Source organism: Peribacillus sp. GL_122 (genome assembly GCF_057835005.1).
In genome coordinates this window covers 3,820,473-3,846,288 of the sequence record NZ_CM174415.1, presented here as the reverse complement: position 1 = coordinate 3,846,288, position 25,816 = coordinate 3,820,473, and the positions used below count along the sequence as shown (strand labels likewise).

27 protein-coding genes and 2 riboswitches are annotated in these 25,816 nt (G+C 41.6%); of the genes, 23 read left to right on the top strand and 4 right to left on the bottom strand.

Annotated elements, in window-relative coordinates:
• The first annotated feature begins 244 nt into the window (after nucleotides 1-244).
• Nucleotides 245-332, top strand: a riboswitch (glycine riboswitch).
• A 3-nt stretch (nucleotides 333-335) separates the two neighbouring features.
• Nucleotides 336-419, top strand: a riboswitch (glycine riboswitch).
• 138 nt (nucleotides 420-557) lie between these two features.
• Genes gcvT through gcvPB form a run of 3 tightly spaced genes read left to right on the top strand, consistent with a single transcriptional unit; the run spans nucleotide 558 to nucleotide 4,478 of the window.
• Nucleotides 558-1,664 (top strand): glycine cleavage system aminomethyltransferase GcvT, encoded by a 1,107-nt coding sequence (gene gcvT, locus AC3ISB_RS18560; RefSeq protein WP_098370096.1) that lies wholly within the window; start codon nucleotides 558-560, stop codon nucleotides 1,662-1,664.
• 17 nt (nucleotides 1,665-1,681) lie between these two features.
• Nucleotides 1,682-3,028, top strand: coding sequence for an aminomethyl-transferring glycine dehydrogenase subunit GcvPA (gene gcvPA, locus AC3ISB_RS18555; protein ID WP_489273810.1), 1,347 nt, complete (start codon nucleotides 1,682-1,684; stop codon nucleotides 3,026-3,028).
• Nucleotides 3,021-4,478, top strand: coding sequence for an aminomethyl-transferring glycine dehydrogenase subunit GcvPB (gene gcvPB, locus AC3ISB_RS18550; protein WP_098369825.1), 1,458 nt, complete (start codon nucleotides 3,021-3,023; stop codon nucleotides 4,476-4,478). Before gcvPA ends, gcvPB begins: the two co-directional genes overlap by 8 nt.
• Nucleotides 4,479-4,639: 161 nt before the next feature.
• Here the strand turns inward: gcvPB and AC3ISB_RS18545 are convergent, their stop codons facing one another.
• Nucleotides 4,640-5,023, bottom strand: coding sequence for a rhodanese-like domain-containing protein (locus tag AC3ISB_RS18545; RefSeq protein WP_076365383.1), 384 nt, complete (start codon nucleotides 5,021-5,023; stop codon nucleotides 4,640-4,642).
• A 203-nt stretch (nucleotides 5,024-5,226) separates the two neighbouring features.
• Here AC3ISB_RS18545 and AC3ISB_RS18540 point away from each other — a divergent pair, with 203 nt between their 5' ends.
• On the top strand, nucleotides 5,227-6,063 hold the full coding sequence (locus AC3ISB_RS18540; RefSeq protein WP_098369826.1) for a lipoate--protein ligase family protein: 837 nt from the start codon (nucleotides 5,227-5,229) through the stop codon (nucleotides 6,061-6,063).
• 392 nt (nucleotides 6,064-6,455) lie between these two features.
• Nucleotides 6,456-9,026 (top strand): vitamin B12-dependent ribonucleotide reductase, encoded by a 2,571-nt coding sequence (locus AC3ISB_RS18535; protein WP_489273809.1) that lies wholly within the window; start codon nucleotides 6,456-6,458, stop codon nucleotides 9,024-9,026.
• Nucleotides 9,027-9,168: 142 nt separating this feature from the next.
• Here the strand turns inward: AC3ISB_RS18535 and AC3ISB_RS18530 are convergent, their stop codons facing one another.
• Nucleotides 9,169-9,354: a hypothetical protein gene (locus AC3ISB_RS18530; RefSeq protein ID WP_098369828.1), complete on the bottom strand. Its 186-nt coding sequence runs from the start codon at nucleotides 9,352-9,354 to the stop codon at nucleotides 9,169-9,171.
• A gap of 137 nt (nucleotides 9,355-9,491) precedes the next feature.
• Between AC3ISB_RS18530 and splB the strand changes: the two genes are divergently transcribed.
• Both splB and AC3ISB_RS18520 read left to right on the top strand, forming a co-directional pair.
• Entirely contained in the window at nucleotides 9,492-10,517 is a 1,026-nt protein-coding gene (gene splB / locus AC3ISB_RS18525; RefSeq protein WP_141993844.1) for a spore photoproduct lyase, read from the top strand.
• 85 nt (nucleotides 10,518-10,602) lie between these two features.
• A complete protein-coding gene (locus AC3ISB_RS18520; protein ID WP_098369830.1) occupies nucleotides 10,603-11,484 on the top strand; it encodes a patatin-like phospholipase family protein in 882 nt (293 codons plus the stop codon).
• Nucleotides 11,485-11,507: 23 nt separating this feature from the next.
• Here AC3ISB_RS18520 and AC3ISB_RS18515 read toward each other — a convergent pair whose 3' ends face one another.
• Together AC3ISB_RS18515 and AC3ISB_RS18510 are read right to left on the bottom strand one after the other, a co-directional pair.
• Entirely contained in the window at nucleotides 11,508-11,882 is a 375-nt protein-coding gene (locus AC3ISB_RS18515) for an SA1362 family protein (protein ID WP_081395494.1), read from the bottom strand.
• Between the two features lie 138 nt (nucleotides 11,883-12,020).
• A complete protein-coding gene (locus AC3ISB_RS18510; protein ID WP_098369831.1) occupies nucleotides 12,021-12,974 on the bottom strand; it encodes a DUF1385 domain-containing protein in 954 nt (317 codons plus the stop codon).
• Between the two features lie 334 nt (nucleotides 12,975-13,308).
• On the opposite strand from AC3ISB_RS18510, the gene AC3ISB_RS18505 reads away from it, so the two are divergent.
• From AC3ISB_RS18505 to nusB, 16 genes are all read left to right on the top strand, one after another.
• The gene (locus AC3ISB_RS18505; protein ID WP_480338651.1) at nucleotides 13,309-13,821 is read left to right on the top strand and encodes a YqhR family membrane protein; all 513 of its coding nucleotides are present in this window, start codon (nucleotides 13,309-13,311) and stop codon (nucleotides 13,819-13,821) included.
• A 94-nt stretch (nucleotides 13,822-13,915) separates the two neighbouring features.
• Entirely contained in the window at nucleotides 13,916-14,362 is a 447-nt protein-coding gene (gene aroQ, locus AC3ISB_RS18500) for a type II 3-dehydroquinate dehydratase (RefSeq protein WP_480338652.1), read from the top strand.
• Nucleotides 14,363-15,424, top strand: a complete 1,062-nt coding sequence (locus tag AC3ISB_RS18495) for a M24 family metallopeptidase (RefSeq protein ID WP_098369833.1) — start codon at nucleotides 14,363-14,365, stop codon at nucleotides 15,422-15,424.
• 26 nt (nucleotides 15,425-15,450) lie between these two features.
• The gene (efp, locus tag AC3ISB_RS18490; RefSeq protein ID WP_034308328.1) at nucleotides 15,451-16,008 is read left to right on the top strand and encodes an elongation factor P; all 558 of its coding nucleotides are present in this window, start codon (nucleotides 15,451-15,453) and stop codon (nucleotides 16,006-16,008) included.
• A 768-nt stretch (nucleotides 16,009-16,776) separates the two neighbouring features.
• A complete protein-coding gene (gene spoIIIAA, locus AC3ISB_RS18485; protein WP_141993849.1) occupies nucleotides 16,777-17,709 on the top strand; it encodes a stage III sporulation protein AA in 933 nt (310 codons plus the stop codon).
• On the top strand, nucleotides 17,702-18,217 hold the full coding sequence (gene spoIIIAB, locus AC3ISB_RS18480; RefSeq protein WP_098369835.1) for a stage III sporulation protein SpoIIIAB: 516 nt from the start codon (nucleotides 17,702-17,704) through the stop codon (nucleotides 18,215-18,217). The genes spoIIIAA and spoIIIAB overlap by 8 nt, the downstream gene beginning before the upstream one ends.
• A gap of 21 nt (nucleotides 18,218-18,238) precedes the next feature.
• Complete coding sequence (spoIIIAC, locus tag AC3ISB_RS18475) at nucleotides 18,239-18,442, top strand: stage III sporulation protein AC (RefSeq protein WP_034308319.1); 204 nt, start codon at nucleotides 18,239-18,241, stop codon at nucleotides 18,440-18,442.
• 14 nt (nucleotides 18,443-18,456) lie between these two features.
• Nucleotides 18,457-18,846 carry a stage III sporulation protein AD gene (gene spoIIIAD / locus AC3ISB_RS18470; protein WP_094246647.1) on the top strand — a complete coding sequence of 130 codons (390 nt, stop codon included), beginning with the start codon at nucleotides 18,457-18,459 and terminating at the stop codon, nucleotides 18,844-18,846.
• A 33-nt stretch (nucleotides 18,847-18,879) separates the two neighbouring features.
• Nucleotides 18,880-20,088, top strand: coding sequence for a stage III sporulation protein AE (spoIIIAE, locus tag AC3ISB_RS18465; protein ID WP_098369836.1), 1,209 nt, complete (start codon nucleotides 18,880-18,882; stop codon nucleotides 20,086-20,088).
• A 16-nt stretch (nucleotides 20,089-20,104) separates the two neighbouring features.
• Nucleotides 20,105-20,713 (top strand): stage III sporulation protein AF, encoded by a 609-nt coding sequence (gene spoIIIAF, locus AC3ISB_RS18460; protein WP_098369837.1) that lies wholly within the window; start codon nucleotides 20,105-20,107, stop codon nucleotides 20,711-20,713.
• A 7-nt stretch (nucleotides 20,714-20,720) separates the two neighbouring features.
• Complete coding sequence (gene spoIIIAG / locus AC3ISB_RS18455; protein ID WP_063233088.1) at nucleotides 20,721-21,392, top strand: stage III sporulation protein AG; 672 nt, start codon at nucleotides 20,721-20,723, stop codon at nucleotides 21,390-21,392.
• 14 nt (nucleotides 21,393-21,406) lie between these two features.
• Nucleotides 21,407-21,994: a SpoIIIAH-like family protein gene (locus AC3ISB_RS18450; RefSeq protein ID WP_098369838.1), complete on the top strand. Its 588-nt coding sequence runs from the start codon at nucleotides 21,407-21,409 to the stop codon at nucleotides 21,992-21,994.
• A gap of 621 nt (nucleotides 21,995-22,615) precedes the next feature.
• Complete coding sequence (accB, locus tag AC3ISB_RS18445) at nucleotides 22,616-23,107, top strand: acetyl-CoA carboxylase biotin carboxyl carrier protein (protein ID WP_430096941.1); 492 nt, start codon at nucleotides 22,616-22,618, stop codon at nucleotides 23,105-23,107.
• 14 nt (nucleotides 23,108-23,121) lie between these two features.
• Complete coding sequence (accC, locus tag AC3ISB_RS18440) at nucleotides 23,122-24,474, top strand: acetyl-CoA carboxylase biotin carboxylase subunit (protein WP_141993851.1); 1,353 nt, start codon at nucleotides 23,122-23,124, stop codon at nucleotides 24,472-24,474.
• 37 nt (nucleotides 24,475-24,511) lie between these two features.
• Nucleotides 24,512-24,916, top strand: a complete 405-nt coding sequence (locus AC3ISB_RS18435; RefSeq protein ID WP_222620245.1) for an Asp23/Gls24 family envelope stress response protein — start codon at nucleotides 24,512-24,514, stop codon at nucleotides 24,914-24,916.
• A gap of 449 nt (nucleotides 24,917-25,365) precedes the next feature.
• The gene (gene nusB / locus AC3ISB_RS18430) at nucleotides 25,366-25,758 is read left to right on the top strand and encodes a transcription antitermination factor NusB (protein ID WP_098369841.1); all 393 of its coding nucleotides are present in this window, start codon (nucleotides 25,366-25,368) and stop codon (nucleotides 25,756-25,758) included.
• The last annotated feature ends 58 nt before the right edge of the window (nucleotides 25,759-25,816 follow it).

The following is a 25,816-nucleotide window of genomic DNA, read 5'->3' as shown; positions in this document are numbered from 1 at the left end:
GTATATTTAGAAAATTCCAATTTCCAAACGCTACAAAGAATCTTTGTACATCGATTTTGCAGTTCGCGTTTTCTTAGTATGAGCTATAGGCTCCTAATTTATCCAAGATTACTGAAGGAGATCACTCAAACGGTTTCTGAAGTTTTAGGAGAATTGGCAGAGAATGCATTCCATGATGCTCAAAGGTTTTACCGATGCTTGGGGCTATTTCGCTTCCTTTCATTGGTAGACCATTCATATGCGGGTGAAGATAAGGGGAGAGACTACGGATGTAGCGCCGAAGGAGCAAACTTAGCAGTGAATCTCTCAGGCAAAAGAACTCTTATTGGACGCAACTCTGGAGAGCGCCGCCCGTTTTGGGACGGCCACCAAAGGGGAAAACCTATTACATAGGTAAACTTTCAGGTTTCAGGACAGAGAAAAAGCTCAAACGGGCTTTCTCTGTCCTTTTTTGTGCTTTTTTCACATCATGAATCAGGATATACCTGATGCGTAATGACAAGAAGCTTTTGATAATGAAGCCAATTAATTTAAAAAAATCTGAAGGGGGTCATTTTTTGACCAATTTAAAAAGAACACCACTATTTGAGGTTTATCGTGAATACGGAGGTAAAACGATTGATTTTGGCGGCTGGGAACTTCCTGTCCAATTTTCGGGTATAAAGGACGAACATGAAGCCGTACGTACAAAAGCGGGGTTATTCGATGTTTCCCATATGGGGGAAGTCGATGTTAAGGGTCCTGGGAGCCTTTCCTTTTTACAGAAGATGCTGACTAATGATATATCAAAGCTGCAACAGGGCGGTGCCCAATATACCGCCATGTGTTATGAAAACGGAGGAACGGTTGATGATCTTATCGTGTATAAAAGGGCTGAGGACGACTATCTGCTCGTGGTCAATGCAGCGAATACAGAAAAAGATTTCAATTGGCTGCAAGCTAATTTAACGGAAGATGTCCAAATTACGAATGTATCGAGTGACTATACACAGCTGGCACTTCAAGGACCATCTGCAGAAAAGATATTACAAAAACTATCGGGAAATACTGACTTAAGTGAAATTGGATTTTTCAAGTTCAAGGAAAATGTCCTGATCAACGGTATCTCCACGTTGGTATCCCGTACTGGATACACTGGTGAAGATGGGTTTGAGATATATAGCGACAGTGAAAATGGTCCTGCCCTTTGGAAGGCGATTATGGAAGCCGGAAAGGAAGAGGGGGTTCAGCCGATTGGTTTAGGTGCTCGTGATACCCTGCGTTTTGAAGCGAAACTGCCGCTGTATGGACAGGAGCTTTCAGCGGACATCACCCCGATGGAAGCTGGTATTGGTTTTGCAGTAAAAGTGGATAAGGAAGTGGATTTTTTCGGGAAAGCCGTTCTTGCTGAGCAAAAGGAGAAAGGAGCTCCCCGCAAGCTTGTGGGAATTGAAATGATTGACCGTGGCATTCCACGTCATGGGTATAAGGTCTACAGCGGTGATAAAGCCATTGGCGAGGTCACGACCGGTACCCAATCACCAACGTTGAAGAAAAACGTGGGATTGGTACTTATCGATAAGGAATTTTCGGTGCTGGATGCGGAAGTCGAAGTGGAAATCCGTTCCAAACGTTTGAAAGCCGTTATCATACAAACACCTTTTTATAAAAAACCACGTAAATAGAGAGGAATGGTCATTAGATGAAACATCGTTATTTACCCATGACAGAGCAAGATAAACAAGAAATGCTGGAAGCGATAGGGGTATCTACCGTTCAAGAACTTTTCAATGATATCCCTGAAAGCGTTCGTTTTCAAGGAGAATACGATATCAAGCCTGCTAAATCGGAACCTGCATTAATGAAAGAATTATCAAGGCTTGCTGCCAAGAATGCGGACCTTAAAACCTATGCTTCCTTCCTTGGTGCGGGTGTCTATGACCATTACGCACCGGTCATCGTCGATCATGTTTTATCCCGTTCTGAGTTTTATACGGCTTATACACCCTATCAGCCTGAAATTTCACAGGGCGAGCTTCAGGCGATCTTTGAATATCAAACGATGATATGTGAATTGACGGGCATGGATGTTGCTAACTCCTCCATGTATGACGGCGGGACGGCGCTAGCTGAAGCAGCCATGCTTGCTTCAGGCCAGACACGACGCAAGAAGATTCTCATTTCAGGAACCGTTCATCCTGAATCAAGAGAAGTTGTGAAGACATATGCGAAAGGGCAACGGGTGGAAGTGGTCGAAATTCCTTATAAAGACGGTGTGACGGACTTAGCTGCTTTAAGGGAATTGGCGAATGATGACATTGCAGGAGTGATCGTGCAATATCCGAACTTTTTTGGCCGCATCGAGCCATTGAAAGAAATGGAGGAAATCATTCATGGAGTCAAGTCCATGTTTATCGTTTCCAGTAACCCGCTTGCATTGGGAGCTTTGACATCCCCTGGTGCACTCGGTGCAGATATCGTAACGGGGGATGCCCAGCCATTCGGCATTCCAGCGGCATTTGGGGGACCTCATTGTGGATATTTTGCCGTTACTAATAAACTTGTTCGGAAAGTTCCGGGCCGACTCGTCGGTCAAACAGTGGATGAAAATGGAAAAAGGGGGTTTGTATTGACCCTTCAAGCTCGTGAACAGCACATTCGCCGTGACAAAGCCACATCCAACATTTGTTCCAATCAAGCTTTGAATGCCTTGGCAGCTTCTGTTGCAATGACCGCGCTTGGGAAAAAGGGTGTCAAAGAAATGGCCGTGCAAAATATTCAAAAAGCGCATTATGCGAAAAAAGCAATTATGGCAAAAGGGGTGGAAGTGATATTCGACGGTCCTTCGTTTAATGAATTTGTCATTAAACTGCCTGCTTCGTTTTCAGAAATCAATAAAAACCTTTTTGAAAAAGGGATGATCGGCGGCTTCGATTTAGGGACGGTTTATCCTGAGCTGAAAGACCATATGCTGGTCGCGGTAACTGAACTTAGAACAAAAGAAGAAATTGATGCACTTGCGCAGGAATTGGGGGATCAACATGAATAATCAAGATCAATCACTCATTTTTGAAATCAGTACTTCCGGTCGAATCGGATACAGTCTGCCAGAAATGGATGTTGCAACTATTCCGCTCGAAGAAATTCTTCCTGCCGACTACATCCGTGAAGAAGAGGCAGAGCTTCCTGAGGTGTCCGAACTGGATATCATGCGTCATTATACAGCACTTTCCAAACGGAATCATGGGGTGGATTCGGGTTTTTATCCGCTGGGTTCATGCACGATGAAATATAATCCGAAAATAAATGAAAATGTGGCACGCTTCAACGGTTTTGCCCATATCCATCCATATCAGGATCCGGCTACTGTTCAGGGAGCATTGGGACTATTATTTGATTTGCAGGAACACTTAACGGAAATCACCGGGATGGACCAAGTGACACTACAGCCTGCAGCGGGTGCTCACGGTGAATGGACTGGATTGATGATGATTCGCGCTTTTCACGAAGCGAATGGCGATACAGAACGGACTAAAGTGATTGTACCTGATTCTGCACACGGTACGAATCCTGCTTCTGCAACTGTTGCCGGACTTGAAACGATTACAGTGAAGTCGGATGAAAATGGGTTAGTCGACCTTGAGGATTTAAAGCGTGTTGTCGGACCGGATACGGCGGCCTTGATGCTGACGAACCCCAATACATTGGGATTATTTGAAGAAAACATTTTGGAAATGGCACAACTTGTCCATGACGCAGGCGGGAAGCTTTATTATGATGGAGCCAATCTGAATGCAGTCCTATCAAAAGCACGCCCGGGTGATATGGGCTTTGATGTGGTTCACTTAAATCTCCATAAAACATTCACAGGCCCGCATGGCGGCGGCGGCCCGGGTTCTGGTCCTGTAGGGGTGAAGTCGGACTTGATTCCTTACTTGCCTAAACCGCTTGTGGTCAAACAAGGTGAGCAATTCGTTCTTGATTATGATCGTCCGCAATCCATTGGCAGGGTAAAACCTTATTATGGTAATTTCGGGATAAACGTGAGGGCATATACGTACATTCGGTCAATGGGTCCTGATGGCCTTAAAGCCGTCACGGAGAATGCGGTCATCAATGCCAATTATATGATGCGTAGGTTAGAACCATTTTTTGACTTACCATATAATCGTCATTGTAAGCATGAATTCGTATTAAGCGGACGCCGTCAAAAGAAATTAGGGGTAAGGACTCTCGATATAGCCAAGAGATTGCTGGATTTCGGGTATCATCCTCCAACCATTTACTTCCCGTTGAACGTGGAAGAAGGAATGATGATAGAACCGACTGAAACCGAGTCAAAAGAAACGCTGGATGCGTTCATCGATGCGATGATCCAGATTGCCAAGGAAGCGGAAGAAACCCCGGAAATCGTTCAGGAAGCTCCGCATACAACCGTTATAAAGCGGCTTGATGAAACTCTTGCTGCAAGAAAACCTGTTCTGCGTTATCAAGCATAGACTGATAGCTTACACGAAAAAAATCCCTGCCTGCCGGCGGGGATTTTTCATGTTTATGTAAGAATTCATTAAAGTTCAACAGTTAACTTTCATTTTCCTAGAGCCCGCATGATGCACAAGAATGCTTTTTAATTTAAAAGAGCCCATGCGGTGATGGGGTCTTATTTCTTTGCTTTGATTTTCCCGGTCCACATCTTGAAACCGCCCTTTAGGTGAAAAAGTTCCCTGTAGCCCTTTTTGTATAGCATGGCTGCAGCTCTTCCGCTGATGATTTCGCTTTGAGCGTACAAATATACAGGCTTGTCCGGTCTAATTTCGACCAAGCGGGTTTTCATTTGAGTCATAGGGATGTTTCTTGCGCCTAAGATATGACCATTATCGAAATCATTCGGTTCCCGCACATCGATTAGCTGCACTTTTCTGTAGTTAGCGATAAATTCGTCCTGTGTTAATGTTTTAACGATTTTACGCTGGCGGTACCAATTAAAAAGTGAATACGCAATAACCACTCCCAAGATGATGAGCAGTGTATATAATATTTCCAAACATAAAAACTCCCTTCTACCTTAACGAATACAGACAATCTTTATTATATAATTGCTTTACCCAATAATCAAAAAGAATTTTCATCAAATTCTTCATAGACTTGATAGCACTTTCTTTTTTAGAGTGTTAAAGTCTGTTAAACTACTACATGTGAGTTTTTTGTGGGGGAATGAAAAACAGTCTATTGAAACGAGGGGTAAGGATGACTAAAGAAAAATGGGGTTTTATAGATTCGGGGTATTGTTCACCGGCTTTTAATATGGCGTTGGACGAAGCACTGTTAAACTGGCAAAGCAAAGCTGAAATTCCGCCAATCATACGCTTTTACGGCTGGGATCCAGCGACATTGTCGATTGGTTATTTTCAAAAGGCTGAAGCGGAAATTGATTTGGAAGAGGTCAAAAGGCAGGGCCTTGGTTTTGTTCGCAGGCCGACAGGAGGACGAGCGGTACTGCACGAGCATGAATTGACTTATAGCGTAATCGTTCCAGAATCCTATCCGGGAATGCCAACTACCGTTACTGAAGCATATCGTGTCATTTCTGAAGGAATATTAATGGGGTTCAGGAATCTGGGATTGGATGCTTATTTTGCCGTGCCTAGAACCGATCAGGAAAAAGCGGCTTTAAAAACGCCCAGGTCTTCCGTCTGCTTTGATGCTCCAAGCTGGTATGAACTGGTCGTCGAGGGCAGGAAGGTCGCTGGCAGCGCTCAAACCAGGCAAAAAGGCGTCATCCTTCAGCACGGTTCCATTTTGCTTGAACTTGATGATGATAAGCTCTTTAGCGTATTTAAATTCTCAAATGACAGGGTTAAAGAGAGAATGCAAAAAAATTTAAAAAATAAAGCTGTGGCCATAAATGACATTGCCGGAAGAAAGATTACCATACCTGAAGCGAAAGAAGCTTTTGAAAAAGGTTTTGCGGAAGGACTTTCGATCGAGTTAGAGCCATACGTCCTAACTGAAAAGCAATTGCTGGAAGTGAAGGCCATTGCAGAAAGCAAATATGAAAGCGATGAATGGAATTTCATGAGATAGACGAAGTGGGATAATTAGAGTGATTAAATAAAAAAGTTTTTTCAGATTTTTTTGACCAAATAAGCTATCCCTTGCAGGGATAAGCCCTAAAAGGGATGGGGAAAAAGCAAGGTCCAAATTAATTGAAATCTGATGAAAAATTATTGTAAATCGACATTTTCCTCCCTTTTACTAACTATATTAATTGATTTATCGTTTGACAAAATTAAAAGTTATTCAAAACAAACACAATATATAGTAGTTGAAATATTTAATACGACACTATATGTTGATTTTTGAGTTTCGCTATGATAAATTTAGGGTACTTGTTAAGCGAAACGGACATGTAAGGCTACATAAGGATTTTTGCGGCAGCAAGAACGGATCTTGAAACATATAAAGGAGAGGGAATTATGTCGGTTGTAATAAAAGAAGCTTTAAAGGTTGATCTAGAAAGGTTGAATAAGGATATTTCTTTATTTCCCCAGGTTCACCCTGTAACTGCTGATATGAAAATGGCGCATAAGGGAGTGTCCCGTCTAGTCATGCTTGACCGCTATTCTTTTAAGGATACTGAAAAAATCACACTCTCGGCAGGCGATTTCGTAGTGTTGACGATTAAGGAAGATCCGAAATTCCCGGCAAGGGGTCTCGGTTACATCGTTGAAATTGATTGGGAAACCAAAAAAGCCAAGGTATTGGTGGATGAAGAATTCCGTGGCGTATTGGATAATCCGGAAGAAGTGGAGACGGGAATTGTAAACCGTCCGTTGGATATAATTGAAAAGCCGCTTGAAATATACTATGAACAAATTGCGAAACGTAATGCAACGGGCTTGGCATCAGTGGAAACCACGGAAGAAAAAAGAACGGAATGGTTCAATAAATTCTATGAAGAATTAAAGAACCTTAATTTTGTCCCGGCAGGACGAGTATTGTACGGTGCAGGTTCCAATACGGACGTTACTTATTTCAACTGCTATGTAATGCCATTCGTCCCGGATTCACGTGAAGGGATCTCAGAACATAGGAAACAAGTGATGGAAATCATGAGCCGCGGCGGAGGAGTGGGTACGAACGGATCGACACTGCGTCCAAGAAACACTCTGGCAAAAGGGGTGAATGGAAAATCCTCGGGATCAGTTTCATGGCTTGACGATATTGCGAAACTGACGCATCTTGTTGAACAGGGCGGTAGCAGACGCGGCGCGCAAATGATCATGCTTGCTGATTGGCATCCTGATATTGCGGAGTTCATCATTTCCAAAATGCAAAATCCAAGGATTCTGCGTTACCTAGTGGAAAACACTAAAGATGAAGCCATCAAGAAATATGCGACTGATAAATTGAAATTCACGCCGCACACGGAACAGGAAACGGCTATGTATCAAGGGATCATCAATTATAAGGAGATTCCTGGCCAAGGTGGATTTAGCGAGAAAATCATTAGGGATGCAGAAGAAAAGATCCGTACAGGTGGAACGTATAGTGTCCATAATTCGGATTTTCTGACTGGAGCCAATATCTCTATTTGCCTGACTAAGGAATTTATGGAAGCAGCGGAACAAGATGCGGAATACGAATTGCGTTTTCCTGATGTAGAGAGCTATAATACCGAGGAAATGGCCATTTACAATGAAGAATGGCATAATGTCGGTGATGTTCGTGAATGGGAGAAAATGGGTCACAAAGTCCGTGTTTACCGTAAAATCCGAGCTAAAGAGCTTTGGAACTTAATAAACATTTGTGCCACATATTCTGCTGAACCAGGTATTTTCTTTATCGATAATGCTAATGAAATGACGAATGCCAAAGCATACGGTCAGCAGGTCGTAGCCACGAACCCTTGTGGCGAACAGCCATTGGCCCCATATTCAGTTTGTAACCTTGCGGCAGTCAATCTGGCTGAAATGGCTGATAAAGATAGCAAAACGGTCAATTTCGAGAAACTTAAGCAGACCGTCGAAGTCGGTGTGCGTATGCAGGACAATGTCATTGACGCAACTCCTTATTTCTTGGATGAAAACAAAAAACAGGCACTGGGCGAGCGACGGGTTGGACTTGGTGTAATGGGTCTGCATGATCTGTTGATCTACTGTGAAACGGAATATGGCTCTGAAGAAGGAAATATCCTGGTTGACAAGGTGTTTGAAACGATTGCGACTACAGCTTACAGGGCTTCCGTGGAACTCGCAAAAGAAAAAGGCAGTTTCCCGTTCCTTATTGGGTCAACGGACAAAGAAACCAATGAGCTTAGAACACGTTTCACACAAACCGGATTTATGGAAAAAATGCCGGAAGATATCAGGGAAAGTGTTGCTGCACATGGCATCCGTAACTCTCATTTATTGACAGTGGCTCCTACAGGAAGTACAGGAACGATGGTTGGGGTATCAACAGGTCTTGAACCATATTTCTCCTTTACGTATTTCCGCAGCGGCCGTCTGGGTAAATTCATTGAAGTGAAGGCTGACATTGTACAGGAATACTTGGACCGTCATCCAGAAGCCGATTCAGAAGAGCTTCCAAAATGGTTCATTTCCGCTATGGAATTAGCTCCAGAAGCACATGCTGATGTTCAATGCATCATTCAGCGCTGGATTGACAGCTCGATCAGTAAGACAGTCAACGCTCCAAAAGGATATACTGTCGAACAAGTTGAAAAAGTATATGAACGTCTATACAAAGGCGGAGCAAAAGGCGGTACTGTATATGTGGATGGCAGCCGTGACAGTCAGGTCCTTACGCTTAAAGCGGAAGAAAACCAAATGGACGAGCAGCTTGAAATGGATGAATTGACAGATGTGGAAGTTAAGAAAAAAGTTGTATTGGTCGATACGATAAATGAACTGCGTTCGACGAATGTTACAATTGGATCGGAAGTGGGTAACACTTGCCCGGTCTGCCGTAAAGGTGAAGTCCAGGAAATGGGCGGATGCAATACTTGCACGAATTGCGGAGCGCAATTAAAATGCGGGCTATAAGCTGATGGATGGGAAGTCGTTAAGTATGCTGCAAAGCTATCTTAACGGCTTTTTTCATATATGTGGATGTGGGGCAGTAACAGTCTGTTCAGTTACAAAGAAGACCGAATCATCGTAAATTCGGTCTTCTTTTTGCGTTCAATCAACCATTTTCATTTTGCTGCCCTATTTCCTTTTCAGCTAGATATTGGTTGCCATCTTTCAATACCGAAAATTCATCGACCGAGTCTCCAGGTATATTCCTTGGATTTGGAAATTTATTATCTGTTTGGACGGTGATCGCTTGTTTCCCCGTTCCATTTGTCAAGAAGTCTCGTTTATTAACCATATCGCATCTCCTTTATTTTGAATTTCCAAGTAAAAACAATCATGAGGCTAACAGAATAAAGAAAAACTATCCTTATAATATAGATTGTGTAGTTCGATTGAAAATATGAACAAATCGATAAAAGAATGGAGATCGAAATGAAACCATTTATGCCACAGTTAGTATATATTGAGCCAAGGGCACTGGAATACCCGCTTGGCCGGGAGTTAAAAAAGAAATTCGAAGATTTGAACATTGAAATCCGTGAGACCACATCGCATAACCAAATTAGGGATCTTCCTGGAGAAAATGATCTGCAAAAATATCGTGTCGCAAAATCAACGCTTGTGGTAGGAATCAGAAAAACATTGAAATTCGATTCCTCAAAGCCATCTGCTGAATATGCCATACCTCTTGCTACAGGGTGTATGGGGCATTGTCACTATTGTTATTTACAGACCACACTCGGATCAAAACCATATATTAGGACATATGTGAATCTTGATGAGATTTTCGAAGCAGCCGAAAAATATATAAATGAGAGAAAGCCTGAAATTACCCGTTTTGAGGCAGCCTGTACATCGGATATCGTCGGAATTGACCATTTGACACATTCGTTAAAAAGGGCCATAGAATATTTTGGGAAAAGTGAATATGGGGTTCTAAGGTTCGTAACTAAATTTCATCATGTCGACCATCTATTGGATGCTGAACATAATGGAAAAACAAGATTTCGCTTCAGTATAAATTCACGTTATGTGATAAAGAATTTCGAGCCCGGCACTTCGAGCTTCGAAGAAAGGATGGAAGCGGCACGTAAAGTGGCAGGTGCCGGATATCCCCTCGGTTTTATCGTAGCTCCAATATATCGTCATGAAGCATGGAAGGAGGGCTACCATGAATTATTCGAACGGTTGAGTGAGGCTTTAAATGGGGTGGATATCCCTGACTTGACTTTCGAATTAATTCAGCATCGGTTTACAGGCCCAGCAAAAAAAGTGATTCAAAAAAACTACCCTAAAACAAAATTGGAACTGGACGAAACGAAGCGTAAATATAAATGGGGCCGATATGGAATTGGTAAATATGTTTATCAAAAAGAAGAAGCCGCAGAACTGGAAACGACCATTCGTGGGTATATAGCGGAATTCTTCCCTAAAGCGGAAATTCAGTATTTTACCTGAATCAAGGCAATTTTCTATTTAAAACTGTCATAAATCGCTCTAATCCTGCTTAGAAATGTAAAGACCGGATTAGGGGAGGGCAGCTATGATTATTGACGGCGTTTTTTCCGGAGGCGGGATTAAAGGCTATGGTTTAGTGGGAGCCCTGCAGGAATTGGAAGAACGGGGATTTGTATTCCATCGAACAGCCGGTACGAGTGCAGGATCCATAATTGCAGCTTTCGTAGCAGCTGGGTACACAGGTAAAGAAATGGAAAAGCTTTTTCTTGATATAGATTTAAGCGGCCTGCTGGACAAAAGGCGTGGTCTTTTGCCTATCCCGTTTGCCGAATGGCTCCTTTTATATTGGAAACTTGGCCTTTATAAAGGCAACGCACTGGAGACATGGGTCGCCGGTAAACTTGCCGAAAGGAATGTAGTCACCTTTAAGGATATTCGACCGAAATCCCTCCGAATCATAAGCTCTGACATTACAAATGGGAAATTGGTGGTACTGCCTGATGATTTACCGAACTATGGCATTGATCCGAGCACTTTTCCAGTGGCAAAGGCAGTAAGAATGAGTTGTAGCATTCCTTATTTTTTTGAGCCAGTCAAACTTGATGTCGGAAAAAGCAAGTTCCTTTTTGTTGATGGAGGTGTGTTAAGCAATTTTCCAATGTGGCTATTCAATTCAGATCATGTAAGAAAGGAAAGGCCGGTCATCGGCTTGCGGCTAAGTGTCGATGAGATATGGAAACCGCATAAGGTGGATAATGCGGTTGAATTGTTCTCCGCATTATTCAAAACGATGAAAGATGCCCATGATGCACGGTATATTTCCAAGAAACACGTCCATAATATTGTATTTATCCCGATGAAGGGAATTTCTGCAATGGATTTCAATCTGAATGATGAAAAAAAAGGTGAATTGATGAATCGGGGAAGGCAGTGCACGAAAGAATTCCTTAAAAAATGGACTTATTGATTATAAAAAGAAAAATCGGGCTCTTAAAAAGAAGCCCGATTTTTCTTTTTATTCTTTTTCCCTTCGATGACGGTTAAGTGACTATCCGTTTTCTTTCTCCATTTTATTTTCTTTGATGATTTTGCTGCAGAGAAGCTAGCCACATTATCTTTTTTCGAAGTTCGGTTTTTTAGCCTTTTTTTCGATTGGCGGGCAGCCTTTCGGAATGCTTGCTGCTCTTTCTTAACTGGTTTTCCCTTTGTTAATCCGGTATAAATCATATAAATAATCCCTGCGACAATGGCTATTATGAGAATGTTTCTAAAAAAGCCAATCGGGTCATTAAATAGTCGGCTCATTAGTCCGAGGACTCCGAGGGCGATGATTCCGTATATCATGAAAGATATGAAACGTTTCAACAAAGACACCTCCTTAAGAGCATCATAAGCATTTTTAGCTTATTTTAAACATTGTTAATGTAAAATATTTGAAAAAAAGTAAAAGGCATTCCCATAGTTAGTATATGATTTTCCATAATCAAAATGTGTATAGATGTTTTACACAATTACATCGGATTCTAAACTTTTTTCTGTCTCTTTTTCCATCCTTAACAGTTCATGAAAGGATGCTAATGCGACTTCGACTTGATCATCGGTGGGAGCCTTGGTCGTCAATAACTGAAGCCAAAGTCCAGGGTAACCAAGGTAGCGCAGAACAGGAATATCCTTTAATTTGTTCGTTGCCTGCAATACCTCGAAGGCAATGCCTAGCACGACGGGGATAAGCAAAATGCGATTGACGACACGAACCCATAATGGATCCGTTGGTACGAGAAGATAGATAAACATCCCTACAATGACAGTAAATAAAATAAAACTGCTGCCACAGCGATAATGAAGGCGGGAACTTGCCTGCACATTTGCCACAGTCAATTCTTTTCCGCTTTCGAAGCAATTGATCACCTTATGCTCAGCTCCGTGATATTGAAAGACCCGCTTGATTAATGGCGTCAAGGAAACTACATAAATATATACGAGCAGTAAGATCAGCTTGAACAAGCTTTCCACTAATACCTGAGCCGTATGGCCACTGAAAATGGGTTCTGTCAATTTTGCGAGGAAGACAGGAACCAAGGTGAAAAGCAATTTCCCAAATAGGAAGGAGATCACACCGATCACGGCAACACCTAGCCAAAGACTTAATTTAGAGGGTTCTTTCGTTTCTTGTTTCGTTTCGACCTGTTTTTCCCCGTCTTCTTCTTCATACTGTTCTGTGGAAAAGTTCAGATGTTTCGAGCCGGTGGCACTTGACTGGATCAATGATACGATCCCCCGTAGAAACGGTATTTTTTTCATAAGCTTTACAGCAGGCTTCGATTCACGCGGTAAATGATAATAAGCGATCGTTGAATCCTTGCGGCGTACCGCAGTGACTGTGTGATGTTTGCCCCCAAACATGACGCCTTCCACTACAGCCTGCCCTCCATAAACGGGTTTTTGAACCTCAGACATTTCTACACCAACCTAATAGTTATTCACGTAGCTCTCTCAAGGGTGCTAACATGTTTATTATCAAGCATCACAAGGGTTTAAAGGTGTTCCAATAAAATTGAATGGAAGCTTTAACCCTGCGATTACTTTATGAATGTTGAATCACAGGAAGATAGTATCCTGTGTACATTATAATCTTCAACAGAGGATGGGTATTTTCCTCTGAAAAAAGTAGATTATTTATGATTTAATCATACAGAATAAATCACAAAACCTCTAGTGATTCTCCTTCCTAAGAATAAAAAAAAATAGTTCTAATTAACAAAGGGCATACTACGTAGCGGAGGTGATTGATATGTCTTCTAATGAAAATGGACAAATTCAACAGGAATATCAAAGCATGTTAATCTACAATGTACTTGCTGTCGGTTTTGTTGGGGGGGCTTTAGCCAGTTTTATCGGAATCATTGCCCATTATTTTAATTTTATGGATTTTAGCCCAAAATTCATACTAACTTCATGGTCCAACATGACCTGGATCAATCATTGGCTCGGTACGGTAATGACCATAATTTTATTCGGAATTCTATCCGTGGGGATCGCTTTTATATACTATAGTCTTTTTAAAAGGATGAAGAGTATTTTTTCGGGTGTTCTTTTCGGAGTGGTTTGCTGGGCTTTGCTGGTATTTGTCCTAAAACCGATGTTCGTCGATTTGCCAACCTTTTCTAAGATGTCAGCAAATACGGTTATAACAAGTGTCTGCATTTTTATTATATACGGTCTTTTTATAGGGTTTTCTATATCATACGATCATCAGGAGTATATACGTCAAAAAAACAAAGTCGAGAAGCAATCGGAAAGCTGATTGTTTCTTGGTTGTAAAAAAGTAGTAAGACAATTTGTAATTATGATAGAATGTTCATGGAAAGCATTCTTTTAACATGAGCAGGTGTTTGATGATGACAAAAATTTTACTAATCAATGGTCCGAATTTAAATCGCTTGGGGAAGCGGGAACCTGCGCATTATGGATCCTTGACGCTTGCGGATGTGGAAGCGCAATTAATGCAGCAAGCTCAAGGGTTAAATGTGGAATTAACCTCTTTTCAGACTAACCATGAAGGAGCAATTATCGACAAGCTCCATTGGTCAGAGGATCATGGGATCGACGGGATTATCATTAATCCTGGAGCTTTTACTCATTATAGCTATGCGATTCGTGATGCAATAGCCGGAATTGATGTTCCAGTGGTGGAAGTGCATATTTCGAACATACATGCCCGTGAAAGCTTTCGGCATGAATCAGTGACCGCGGCGGTATCGGCGGGACAGATTGTCGGCTTGGGGATACACGGATATGAATTGGCGTTGCAGGCGATCACAAAGATTGCAAAGGGGAGAAATTAAATGAATAAACTAATGCGCTTAAGGGCCTCAATGGAAAAGGTGGGCATTGATGGTTTTTTGATCACCAGTACATATAACCGCCGATTCATGACCAACTTTACGGGAAGTGCAGGCGTTGTCCTTATTTCCCAAAAAGAAGCTAAATTCATCACTGATTTCCGATACGTGGAACAAGCGGGCAAGCAGGCACCGGATTATGAGATCGTTCAACACAAAGGAACCATCATCGAAGAAGTAGGCAAGCAGGCTAAAGCGATGAATATCGGCAAGCTGGGCTTTGAGCAAGAGCACCTGACTTATGCTACATATAAGGCATACGAAGCGGCCATTGATGGTCAACTTTCGCCGGTGTCGGGTGTTATTGAGAATTTACGCTTGATAAAGACTTCATCAGAGATTAAGATATTAAAGGAAGCGGCTGCTATTGCTGATGCTGCGTTTACACATATTCTGGATTTCCTGCGTCCAGGGATCTCGGAACTGGATGTATCCAATGAACTTGAATTCTTTATGAGGAAACAAGGGGCAACTTCTTCTTCCTTCGATATCATTGTAGCATCCGGCATAAGGTCCGCACTTCCGCATGGAGTGGCTACGGATAAAATCATCGAAAAAGGCGATTTTGTCACATTGGATTACGGGGCATACTATAACGGGTATGTGTCTGACATCACTCGGACATTAGCAGTTGGCAAGCCAAGTGAAGAACTTATTAATATTTATGACATTGTTTTGGAAGCTCAACTGCGAGGAATGGCTGGGATCAAACCTGGTATGACTGGCAGGGAAGCGGATGCACTAACTCGTAATCTAATTGAAGAAAAGGGATATGGGCAGTATTTTGGTCATTCGACCGGACATGGAATCGGTCTTGAAGTTCATGAAGGTCCAGCATTATCCTTAAGGTCTGATATCATTTTAGAACCAGGTATGGCTGTAACCGTTGAACCGGGCATTTACTTACCGGGTGTAGGCGGAGTGCGGATTGAAGATGATACAATCGTTACAATTGAAGGTAACGAAGCACTTACTCATTCAACCAAAGAGTTAATCATTCTGTAAACATGTACATGTAGGAGGACAAATTTATGATTTCTGTAAACGATTTTCGCACGGGTGTTACAATTGAAGTAGATAATGGAATTTGGCAGGTTATCGAGTTCCAACATGTTAAACCTGGTAAAGGTGCAGCTTTTGTACGTTCTAAACTTCGTAACCTTCGTACGGGTTCAATCCAAGAGAAAACATTCCGTGCTGGTGAAAAAGTCGCTAAAGCACATATCGAAAACCGCAAGATGCAGTACCTTTATGCAAGTGGAGATAGCCATGTATTCATGGATAACGAAACGTATGACCAAATCGAACTGCCTGCTTCAAGCATTGAACGTGAACTTAAATTCCTTAAGGAAAATATGGAAGTACATATCATGACTTTCCAAGCGGAAACACTTGGGGTCGAGCTTCCAAACACAGTGGAACTTGAAGTGGCGGAGACTGAGCCGGGAATTAAAGGAGATACATCTTCAGGCGGCACGAAATCAGCCGTACTTGAGACTGGCCTTTCGGTTCAAGTTCCATTCTTCATCAACCAAGGTGACAAATTATTGATCAACACTAATGAAGGTTCTTACGTATCACGTGCATAAATGAAAGGAGGCCGAGATTAATTTCTCGGCCTCAAATTGTAGACAAAAAGGTTTCGGAATGGTCTTATTCCGAAACCTTTTTGATTTTTTATTGGATTGGACTTCATGATGACGCAGATGATCTGCTTCTTCCATTTATTCTTGCCAAATATGGAGTGTCACCACTTTCTGAAGGTCCTTACTTTCTGTACACTGTGATAAAAATGAACGAGTCGCACAAATGGGTTAGGATGATTTGTACACACGATAGCCCTCTTTAATCTCCATTTTACAAGCTGGCACCATTTGGTCTAAAGTAATCATTTCAAGCTGATCTCGCTGAATAGAATCATGTTTTAAAAAGAATCCTTATCACCTCAAGTTTTTTCATCCGCCTATTTTAAAAAGACTGTAGGAAGGGGTCTATCTTAATGTTAAACCAAAGTTGATTGGGAACGGAAGGTACGAGACTCCTGCGGGAAAAGCGTGTCCAAGGGAGACCCCACAGGCGCAAAGGCGCCGAGGAGGCTCCCGGACCGCCCGCGGAAAGCGAGTGCCTGGAGTGGAAATCAACGTCCAAATTGTACAAGCCATAAAAAAACTTAGGCAAACTCGTTTTCTTCGAATTTGTCTACAGCCTGTAGACCGAGATTAATTTCTCGGTCTTTTTTTTGATCGCGGAAGATATAAAAAATCAATAATAGGTCTGTTTCTTTAATAGCCTGTCATCATTATGGGCTTGTCGGCATATATTTTATTGAAAGTGGTGTATACAGGAGGATTGTCAAAATGGAAACGATTCTTTCTTTTTTACCGAAAAAATTAAACGAGCAACTCCGGGGTATGACACCGATGATGATCGATAAGATGGAAGAGCTGCGAATTCGGGTTGGAAGGCCGCTTGAGGTCATTGTAGGAGGGGAACCATACTTCTTTTCCTATGAAGTGACCCATCTGGATGCAGATCAATTATTGAATCAAATAGGTCAATTTTCGTTATATACACTTGAGGAAGAATTAAAGCGAGGTTATATAACCATAGCGGGCGGACATCGGGTGGGGCTTGCTGGGAAGGTGATCCTTGAAAATGGGTCGGTCAAAGCGATCAGGGATATATCCTCATTCAATATTCGGGTTGCACGTGAAAAAATAGGTGCAGCTGAACCACTCACTTCATATTTATATGACGGGGAATGGCAGCATACTATGTTGATCGGTGCTCCGCAAACGGGAAAAACGACCATATTACGTGATATTGCAAGAATGATATCCAGTGGTAATGAAAAACGCGGCATTGCTCCTCAAAAGGTGGGGATAGTGGACGAGCGCTCGGAAATTGCCGGATGTGTTCATGGAGTGCCGCAACTCGAATTTGGAACAAGGGTTGATGTGCTCGATGGATGTCCTAAAGCGGAAGGGATGATGATGATGATCCGTTCAATGTCCCCGGATGTATTGATCGTGGATGAAATAGGTCGTGCAGAGGATACACAGGCTGTGCTGGAAGCGGTGAATGCAGGTATTAAACTCATGATAACCACACATGGCCATACACTGGGTGAGATTAAGAAGCGACCTTTTATCGCGGAAATATTAAAGCAAAACATCTTTGAACGTTTTATAGAATTACAGAGAAGTAAATCCGGTAAGAGGAGCTACAAAGTCCTTGATGCAGCGGGGGTTCCCATTTTCTTGGGGGAAGGTGTGAGCCCGCATGTTTAAGATAATAGGAGCAGCCATAATTATTATTGCAACGACATGGGCAGGTTTCGAAGCTGCGAAAAAATTAAGTATGAGGCCTCGTCAACTGAGACAGCTGAAAGTCGCCATGCAATCGCTTGAAGCTGAAATCATGTATGGTCATACACCTTTGAAAGAAGCAGCAAGGAAACTTTCTAAACAGATGGCCAAACCTTTATCCATCTTTTTCGATACATTTGCAAATCGACTCGAGTCAGGTGAGACCACCGTCAAAGAAGCATGGGATGATAGTTTGAAGAAAATATGGCAATCCCTTGCTTTACAACAGGGAGAATTCGAGATTCTTTCACAGTTTGGGGAGACGCTTGGAAAAAGCGATAAATATCATCAGCAAAAGCAAATCATGCTAACGATGGCACACTTGGAACGGGAAGAGAGCGATGCACTCGACCGCCAGGGAAAATATGAAAAAATGATGAAAAGTCTTGGATTTTTATCAGGGCTATTATTGATCATCTTGCTGATGTAGGAATATGTGGGGGGAATGAAAATGGGCATTGATGTGGACATCATATTTAAAATAGCGGGTGTTGGGCTAGTTGTGGCATTTCTTCACACGATACTCGATCAGGTTGGGAAGAAGGAATATGCCCAGTGGGTGACACTTTTCGGATTTATCTATATTTTATTCATGGTTGCTTCTGTTGTAGAGGATTTATTTCAAAAAATTAAATCTGTATTTCTATTTCAGTAAGGGAGGGATTCGCGATTGAAATCATAAAAATCGTGGCCATTGCCCTAGTTGCCACCTTTTTGGCACTGATCGTCAAAGAGCAAAAACCAAATTTCGCATTCCTGCTAGTCGTTTTTGTAGGATGCTCCATCTTTCTTTTTTTAGCTGACAAAATATACGAAATCATTTTAATGTTAGAAAAAATTGCAGTTAATGCGAATGTAAATACCGTGTATCTAGAGACCATCTTAAAAATAATCGGAATTGCCTATATTGCAGAATTCGCTTCTCAAATTACAAAAGATGCGGGGCAAGGTTCGCTCGCTTCCAAAATAGAATTGAGCGGAAAAATCTTGATTCTTGCCATGGCGATTCCGATTTTGACGGTCATTATCGAAACGATTTTACAGATGCTCCCTAGTTAATGGATTACTCCTACTAGTCAATGAGGTGAATGTATGAAGCAGCGGATGCCTTACTTATCCATTCTATTCGTTTTACTCTTTTTTTTGCATGCATCTATTGGACAAGCTGCCGAAAATCCAGAAAATGGTGAAATCGATCAAGAGCCGATCATGCAGTCCGAACTGGTACAAGCCCAAATAGAAAGGCTTGGTGTTGATGAACTCAAACAATATTGGGATGACATCGTTACGGAATACGGAGGATTCTTACCGGAAAGCCAGAAAGGGAGCTTCATGGATTTTGTAAGCGGCGATAAGAAATTTTCCTTTGAGCAATGGATAAAGGGAATGACAAAATTCATTTTTCATGAACTGCTCGTGAATGGAAAGCTGCTGGGATCACTCATTTTATTAACCGTTTTCAGCATGTTCCTCCAATCTTTGCAGAATGCGTTCGAGCAAAGCTCCGTAAGTAAGGTCGCTTATGCAATCGTTTATATGGTTCTGATCATTTTGGCACTTAACAGTTTTCATGTGGCGATGGAATATACAAAAGATACGATAGATTTGATGATTTCCTTTTTAATGGCGCTCATCCCTTTACTCTTGGCATTGATAGCTGCTTCAGGCGGACTTGTTTCGGCAGCATTCTTTCATCCGGTATTGATGTTTTTGATGAATACAAGCGGCATCTTGATCCAGTTTGTCGTCCTTCCATTATTATTCTTTGCAGCGATTTTAAGCATAGTCAGCACGCTGACCGAACATTACAAAGTGACTCAGATGGCACAACTTCTCCGTAATTTTGCCATCGGTATCCTTGGAGCATTCATGACCATATTCCTTGGTGTGATCTCCGTTCAGGGAGCATCCTCAGCTGTAGCTGACGGAGTGACCATCAGGACAGCCAAATTCGTGACAGGTAACTTTATACCGGTAATAGGGCGCATGTTTACCGATGCAACGGATACCGTCATCAGTGCCTCCGTCCTATTGAAAAATACAGTGGGCTTGTCAGGCGTCATCATTCTCTTGCTCATTACCACATTTCCCGCCATAAAAATCTTGATGATTTCTTTTGTATATAAATTGGCAGCGAGTCTTTTGCAGCCGCTGGGCGGAGGACCTGTTATAAAATGTCTTGACATTATAAGTAAAAGCATGATTTATATTTTCGCTGCATTGGCCATTGTCTCACTCATGTTTTTTTTAAGTGTCACGGTAATTATCGCCTCTGGAAACATTACCCTGATGGTTCGTTAGAAAGGAGGAGGGCTTGGTGAGTTTTTTAGCTGGCTGGGTATCCAACATCATCATATTTGTATTGCTGGCTACTGTGATTGATATGCTTCTTCCGAATTCAGCTTTACAGAAGTATGCAAAAATGGTCATCGGACTTTTACTGATTGCGATCATCATCACTCCTATATTGGGATTATTCAATATGGATTTCGACGATATTCTCACTGCGGCTACTAGTGAATTTGAGGATCAGGAAAAAAAAGATTTAGGAAATTTGACAGAAATGAAGAAAAAAGAAATACAAGCTACCCAGGGTGCATATATTTTAAAACAAATGGCTGTTGACTTACAGGCAGAAGTGGAAGAGGAGCTGATGGTGGATTATAACATGAAGATTAGTTCAATTGATGTAGGGGTCAAGAATGAGGAAGAACCGGGTGTTGATGATCTGCAGAACATAACCATCTCATTGGAAAAGGCAGAAGGGAAAGAAAACTCGGAGATAGAGGCAGTAGCGAAGGTTGATATCAATGCAGATAGCCCATCCACTTCGAATGATGCCAATCTGGATGCTGTCAAAAGGTTTCTGGCAACAAGTTGGTCTGTTGATGAAGAAATCATTGAAATCGCCGGGGAAAGGAAGTGACTGAGTATTGAACAAAGACAAAGGTCCATTATCCTGGCTGCAAAAACTATTAAATAAAGACCCTGACCAAAAAGAGCCTAAGGAAAAAAAACCTTCCCTGTATGTCTATGCTCTAATAGTTGTCCTTTTGGGAGCGGGAATCATGATGGCCGGGAATTTGTTAACCACCAACCAGACTGGACAAACACCTGAAGTGAAGACTGTATTCAATAATGATAAACAGCAGGATGATGAGGGGGATGTTGAAACATTCGGGCAGAAGAAATCAGAATTCAAGACAACAAAAGACTATGAAATATATCTTCAGAATGAAATGAAGGAAGCGCTTGAATCCATCGCAGGCGTCCAGGATGTAAAAGTCGTAATTTACGTCGATGCATCTGAGAAAAAAGTATATGAAAGAAACAAAGTCACCCAAAAACAAGTCACTGAAGAAACCGACCAGGAAGGCGGCAAAAGGACGGTCGAAGACACATCTGTTGATGAACAGCTAGTTTTGGTCAAGAGCGGTGAAAAAGAAGGACCGATCATTTCGGAAACGAAAAAACCTAGTGTACGAGGAGTTCTGGTTGTCGCTAAAGGGGCCGAAAACATTCAAATAAAGAAGTGGATCATCGAGGCTGTCACACGCTCACTTGATGTACCGAGTCACAGGGTTTCTGTCATGCCTAAAAAATAAGGGGGAAAATCTACATGTTATTAAAAAAACAAACCGTTTGGTTATTGACTATGCTAAGTCTGGTCGTTGTGCTTTCAGTCTATTATTTAACCGCTCCTGAAGAAAATGCCGCCGATATGACGGCAACAGAGCAACAGGAAGGAAATAAAACAGAAACTAAAACAGAGAACAAAGCAGATACAAAAGAGGAAAATAAAAGTGAAAAAGAAACGTCCAAAAATACAGAAGGTTCCTCTGTAACCATTGCATCTGGAGATGAGTTCGAATCGTTAAGGATGCAGATTGAAGATGAACGGGCGAAGCTGAATGAAGAATTGACTGCAAAGATGGGCAATACAGAACTATCAGCTGAAGAAAGAGACGAGGCTTATGCAAAAATCGAACAATTAAGTGAAACGAAAGTAAAAGAAAATATAATCGAAAACTTAATAGTTGCCATGGATTACAATGCCGCACTGGTCCGGGTGGACGGTACGGATGTAAAGGTGAGTGTCAAGGCTGATAAACAGACGAAAACAGAGGCCAATAACATTATCCGCCTCGTAAGGAAAGAAGTGAGCGATGCACAAAATGTTGTGGTCGATTTCCAACCGGAAAAGTAAACACACTTACAGAAAATAATGCTGATACAGAACAGTTCAACGTCATAAAATTTTGAAAGCCCCCTTAATAAAAAAAAGGAGGCTTTTTTTATTATGTTTTTTTAACTATCTTACAATCTGGAAACTTTAGAGGAAAAGTTTTTTTATGTCAATTGGCATAAGGAACTCAAATAAAAATGGTGATTACGACCATCCGAAATATTCTAGAAAAGTAATTAAACTGGATATTATTGCTGATTTTTTAGGGATTAAATGCGAAATTCAAGAGAAGGCGTTAAGGTTCCCCAGGTGAAAAAAATTCACAATATTATAATAAAGGTGTAAGATAGAAGTACGGATAATAAGTTACAACTAATCTATCATTGAATTTGTATAAGCTAATATTGTATGATGTTAGAAGCTGGTCATAAACTTTTCATTTCTCTTAGGGAAACAATATTTTGAGAAAGTGAAAAATCTGTTATAATACAGATGAGGTTTCTATTCAGTTTATTCGCATTCGCATAAAGAAAGCGGCTACTTTGTGCAGTATTGGACAAAGTAGGATAAGCTAAGGGTAAGGTTACATAAAATATTATTGCCTCACAAACTCATATTAAATTAGACAAGGGGTGCCACAAAATGAAAGTGCAAGAAATTCGTGAAATTATTAAGCTAGTCGATCAATCAAATATCAGTGAATTCGTTTTTGAAAATGAAGGAACGAAAATTAAATTGAAAAAAACTGAAACGGGTACAGTATTACAACCAGTAGCTGCTCCAGATGTTGTTCAAGCCAATGCAGCTGTAGAGGTCAAGCCCGCAGCGGTCCCTGCAGTGCCGAAAGCTGTTGAGCCTGCAAAACCTGCTGCTGCCGTCATCGAACAGGAAAATTTACATAAAATCACTTCTCCGATGGTAGGAACATTCTACCAATCTCCTGCACCGGATTCACCTGCATACGTAAAAACAGGCGATAAAGTAACGGGGGATTCCATTGTCTGCATCGTGGAAGCCATGAAACTTTTCAATGAAATCGAAGCTGAAGTAAGCGGTGAAATCGTTGAAGTCCTTGTAAAAGAAGGGCAACTTGTAGAATATGGTCAACCATTATTTTTAGTAAAGCCGGAATGAGGAGCTGTTTCTAAATGATTAAAAAGGTATTAATTGCCAATCGCGGGGAAATTGCTGTCCGTATCATCCGGGCATGCAAGGAATTAGGAATCGAGACTGTTGCAGTCTATTCAGAAGCAGATAAAGAAGCATTACATGTTCAAATTGCGGATGAAGCATATTGCATCGGTCCTAAATTATCAAAAGACAGTTATTTAAATACAACGAACATTATCAGCACAGCCAAGAAAACGGGATCTGATGCAATTCATCCAGGATATGGATTCCTTGCTGAAAATGCCGACTTTGCTGAGCTATGCCGTGAATGCAATATCATTTTCATCGGTCCTAGCCCCGAAGCGATCAATAAAATGGGAACAAAGGATGTAGCAAGGGAAACCATGCGCAAAGCTGGTGTACCGATCGTACCAGGTTCTAAAGGCATAATTAAAGATACGGATGAGGGTGTAGCCTTAGCTAATGAAATGGGCTATCCAGTCATCATCAAAGCTACTGCTGGCGGAGGCGGTAAAGGTATCCGTGTCGCAAGGACGGAAGAAGAACTCATTAAAGGCATTAACATCACGCAACAGGAAGCCGCGACGGCATTTGGGAATCCTGGCGTGTATATTGAAAAGTTCATCGAGGACTTCCGTCACGTTGAAATACAGGTCATGGCTGATAATCATGGCAACGCCATCCATTTAGGTGAGCGTGATTGTACGGTCCAACGACGTTTGCAAAAACTTGTTGAAGAAACCCCGTCACCAGCGTTGGATGGTGAAACACGTGCGGAAATGGGGCAGGCTGCAGTAACGGCTGCACTTGCCGTTAACTATTCAGGTGCCGGAACAGTAGAATTTATTTATGACTATGTGAATAGAAAATACTACTTTATGGAAATGAATACACGTATCCAGGTTGAACACCCAGTTACGGAAATGGTAACGGGCGTGGATTTGATTAAAGAACAGATCAAAGTTGCCTCAGGTAACAAACTTTCGCTTTCACAAGAAGATGTCACTTTTAACGGATGGTCTATCGAATGCCGGATAAATGCGGAAAATCCAGAAAAGAATTTCATGCCTTCCGCAGGTAAGATTCAAATGTATTTACCGCCAGGCGGCTACGGAGTTCGTGTGGATTCCGCGGCATACCCTGGGTACTCGATACCGCCGTATTACGATTCCATGATCGCTAAATTGATCGTCCATGCATCGACTAGAGAAGAGGCGATCGAGAAGATGAAACGCGCCTTAGGTGAGTTTGTCATTGAAGGGATCAGTACCACAATTCCTTTCCATATTAAGTTACTTCAACATGAACAATTTGTTTCCGGAGAATTTAATACCAAATTCCTTGAAATATATGATGTAATGAACTCATAATGTAAAGGAAGACAGGAGGTGCTTTTGAATGAGTGAAATGGAAGGCCAATTACTCGAAATGAATGATTATAATAGTGGGCTGGGCAAAGTGGAGATTGCGCCTGAGGTGATAGAGGTAATTGCGGGTATCGCTGCATCGGAAGTTGAAGGTGTTGCACATATGCGCGGGAATTTCGCTACGGGTGTTGTTGAAAAGCTTGGTAAAAAGAACCACGGTAAAGGTGTTAAAGTGGACTTAACGGGAGAATCCATCAAAGTCGAACTTTATTGTGTCATGAAGTTTGGTGTTTCAATTCCGAAAGTTGCTCAGGAAGTGCAAGATAACATTCGTGAAGCTTTGTTGAATATGACCGCTATCGACGCTGGCGAAGTGAACATTCATGTAGTGGGCATTGCGTTTGAAAACGCTAAACAAGAAGCGGATTACGAACAAGAAGTGTAAGTGGCTTCATTCGATTCACACCTGCAAAAACCCGGCAAAAAGCCGGGTTTTTGTTTTTTTGAATGTATACTCCATGATACCCCGAATTTTGAGCCTGCTTATAATATTAAATTTAAATGAACATAATAAGGCGGTGTCTGGAAGTTTCCCTTTAATTCAAGGGTGATTTCTGTTAGAGTGTAAAAGGTGAAATATGAGCATGAAAGCTAGGCATGAGCTTTTTGACACTTTCAAAAAGTATGGGACTGTGTTGGCCGTTTAATTGGAAAGTAATCTTGAGATGTTATCTTGATTCAAGATATTGAGTCTTTTGGCCTTGAATTTAGTGGGATTTAGCTTGATTTTTAAAAAATATAGCGAAAATCTTAATATTTTTGAAAAAATGTTATTTAATGTTCGTTTGTTCTAGCATTTTCATATATAATAGTAGATGTTAAAGGAGTAAGATTATGAAAAGAAGAGAAGCCCGTGAAAAATCCCTTCAAGCACTATATCAGATAGATATTGCCAACTCGAATGCAGAAGAAGCAATGGAAAGCGTACTGGATGGTGCCCCAACTGATGAATATTTCAGGAAATTAGTAATGGGGATAACGGAAAATCGAGAACAAATTGATGGAATGATCAGGGACAACTTAGAGAATTGGACGTTGGAAAGACTGGCGAACATTGATCGGAATTTACTGCGGATCGCGGTTTATGAAATGGTTCACAGTGAAGATGTTCCTGTAAGTGTTGCAATGAATGAAGCTATTGAAATTGCTAAGAAATTCGGTGATGATCAATCGAGCAGCTTTGTAAATGCCGTTTTATCCAAAGTAAAGGTGAAAAGCGGCAGCTAAAGTTGCAGCCTTGAACAAGGATCCTCACTGCAATTTCTTTAGCGAAATTAACTTGGGA

Excerpts from the sequence above, each read along its gene's own strand:
- AC3ISB_RS18535 (WP_489273809.1), top strand. The coding sequence starts at position 6,456 with ATGTCGGTTGTAATAAAAGAAGCTTTAAAGGTTGATCTAGAAAGGTTG.
- AC3ISB_RS18530 (WP_098369828.1), bottom strand. The coding sequence starts at position 9,354 with ATGGTTAATAAACGAGACTTCTTGACAAATGGAACGGGGAAACAAGCG.
- splB (WP_141993844.1), top strand. The coding sequence starts at position 9,492 with ATGAAACCATTTATGCCACAGTTAGTATATATTGAGCCAAGGGCACTG.
- AC3ISB_RS18495 (WP_098369833.1), top strand. The coding sequence starts at position 14,363 with ATGAATAAACTAATGCGCTTAAGGGCCTCAATGGAAAAGGTGGGCATT.
- AC3ISB_RS18505 (WP_480338651.1), top strand. The coding sequence starts at position 13,309 with ATGTCTTCTAATGAAAATGGACAAATTCAACAGGAATATCAAAGCATG.
- AC3ISB_RS18450 (WP_098369838.1), top strand. The coding sequence starts at position 21,407 with ATGTTATTAAAAAAACAAACCGTTTGGTTATTGACTATGCTAAGTCTG.
- efp (WP_034308328.1), top strand. The coding sequence starts at position 15,451 with ATGATTTCTGTAAACGATTTTCGCACGGGTGTTACAATTGAAGTAGAT.
- aroQ (WP_480338652.1), top strand. The coding sequence starts at position 13,916 with ATGACAAAAATTTTACTAATCAATGGTCCGAATTTAAATCGCTTGGGG.
- spoIIIAB (WP_098369835.1), top strand. The coding sequence starts at position 17,702 with ATGTTTAAGATAATAGGAGCAGCCATAATTATTATTGCAACGACATGG.
- gcvPB (WP_098369825.1), top strand. The coding sequence starts at position 3,021 with ATGAATAATCAAGATCAATCACTCATTTTTGAAATCAGTACTTCCGGT.
- spoIIIAE (WP_098369836.1), top strand. The coding sequence starts at position 18,880 with ATGAAGCAGCGGATGCCTTACTTATCCATTCTATTCGTTTTACTCTTT.
- gcvPA (WP_489273810.1), top strand. The coding sequence starts at position 1,682 with ATGAAACATCGTTATTTACCCATGACAGAGCAAGATAAACAAGAAATG.
- accC (WP_141993851.1), top strand. The coding sequence starts at position 23,122 with ATGATTAAAAAGGTATTAATTGCCAATCGCGGGGAAATTGCTGTCCGT.
- AC3ISB_RS18510 (WP_098369831.1), bottom strand. The coding sequence starts at position 12,974 with ATGTCTGAGGTTCAAAAACCCGTTTATGGAGGGCAGGCTGTAGTGGAA.
- AC3ISB_RS18435 (WP_222620245.1), top strand. The coding sequence starts at position 24,512 with ATGGAAGGCCAATTACTCGAAATGAATGATTATAATAGTGGGCTGGGC.
- spoIIIAC (WP_034308319.1), top strand. The coding sequence starts at position 18,239 with ATGGGCATTGATGTGGACATCATATTTAAAATAGCGGGTGTTGGGCTA.
- accB (WP_430096941.1), top strand. The coding sequence starts at position 22,616 with ATGAAAGTGCAAGAAATTCGTGAAATTATTAAGCTAGTCGATCAATCA.
- nusB (WP_098369841.1), top strand. The coding sequence starts at position 25,366 with ATGAAAAGAAGAGAAGCCCGTGAAAAATCCCTTCAAGCACTATATCAG.
- AC3ISB_RS18520 (WP_098369830.1), top strand. The coding sequence starts at position 10,603 with ATGATTATTGACGGCGTTTTTTCCGGAGGCGGGATTAAAGGCTATGGT.
- AC3ISB_RS18540 (WP_098369826.1), top strand. The coding sequence starts at position 5,227 with ATGACTAAAGAAAAATGGGGTTTTATAGATTCGGGGTATTGTTCACCG.
- spoIIIAA (WP_141993849.1), top strand. The coding sequence starts at position 16,777 with ATGGAAACGATTCTTTCTTTTTTACCGAAAAAATTAAACGAGCAACTC.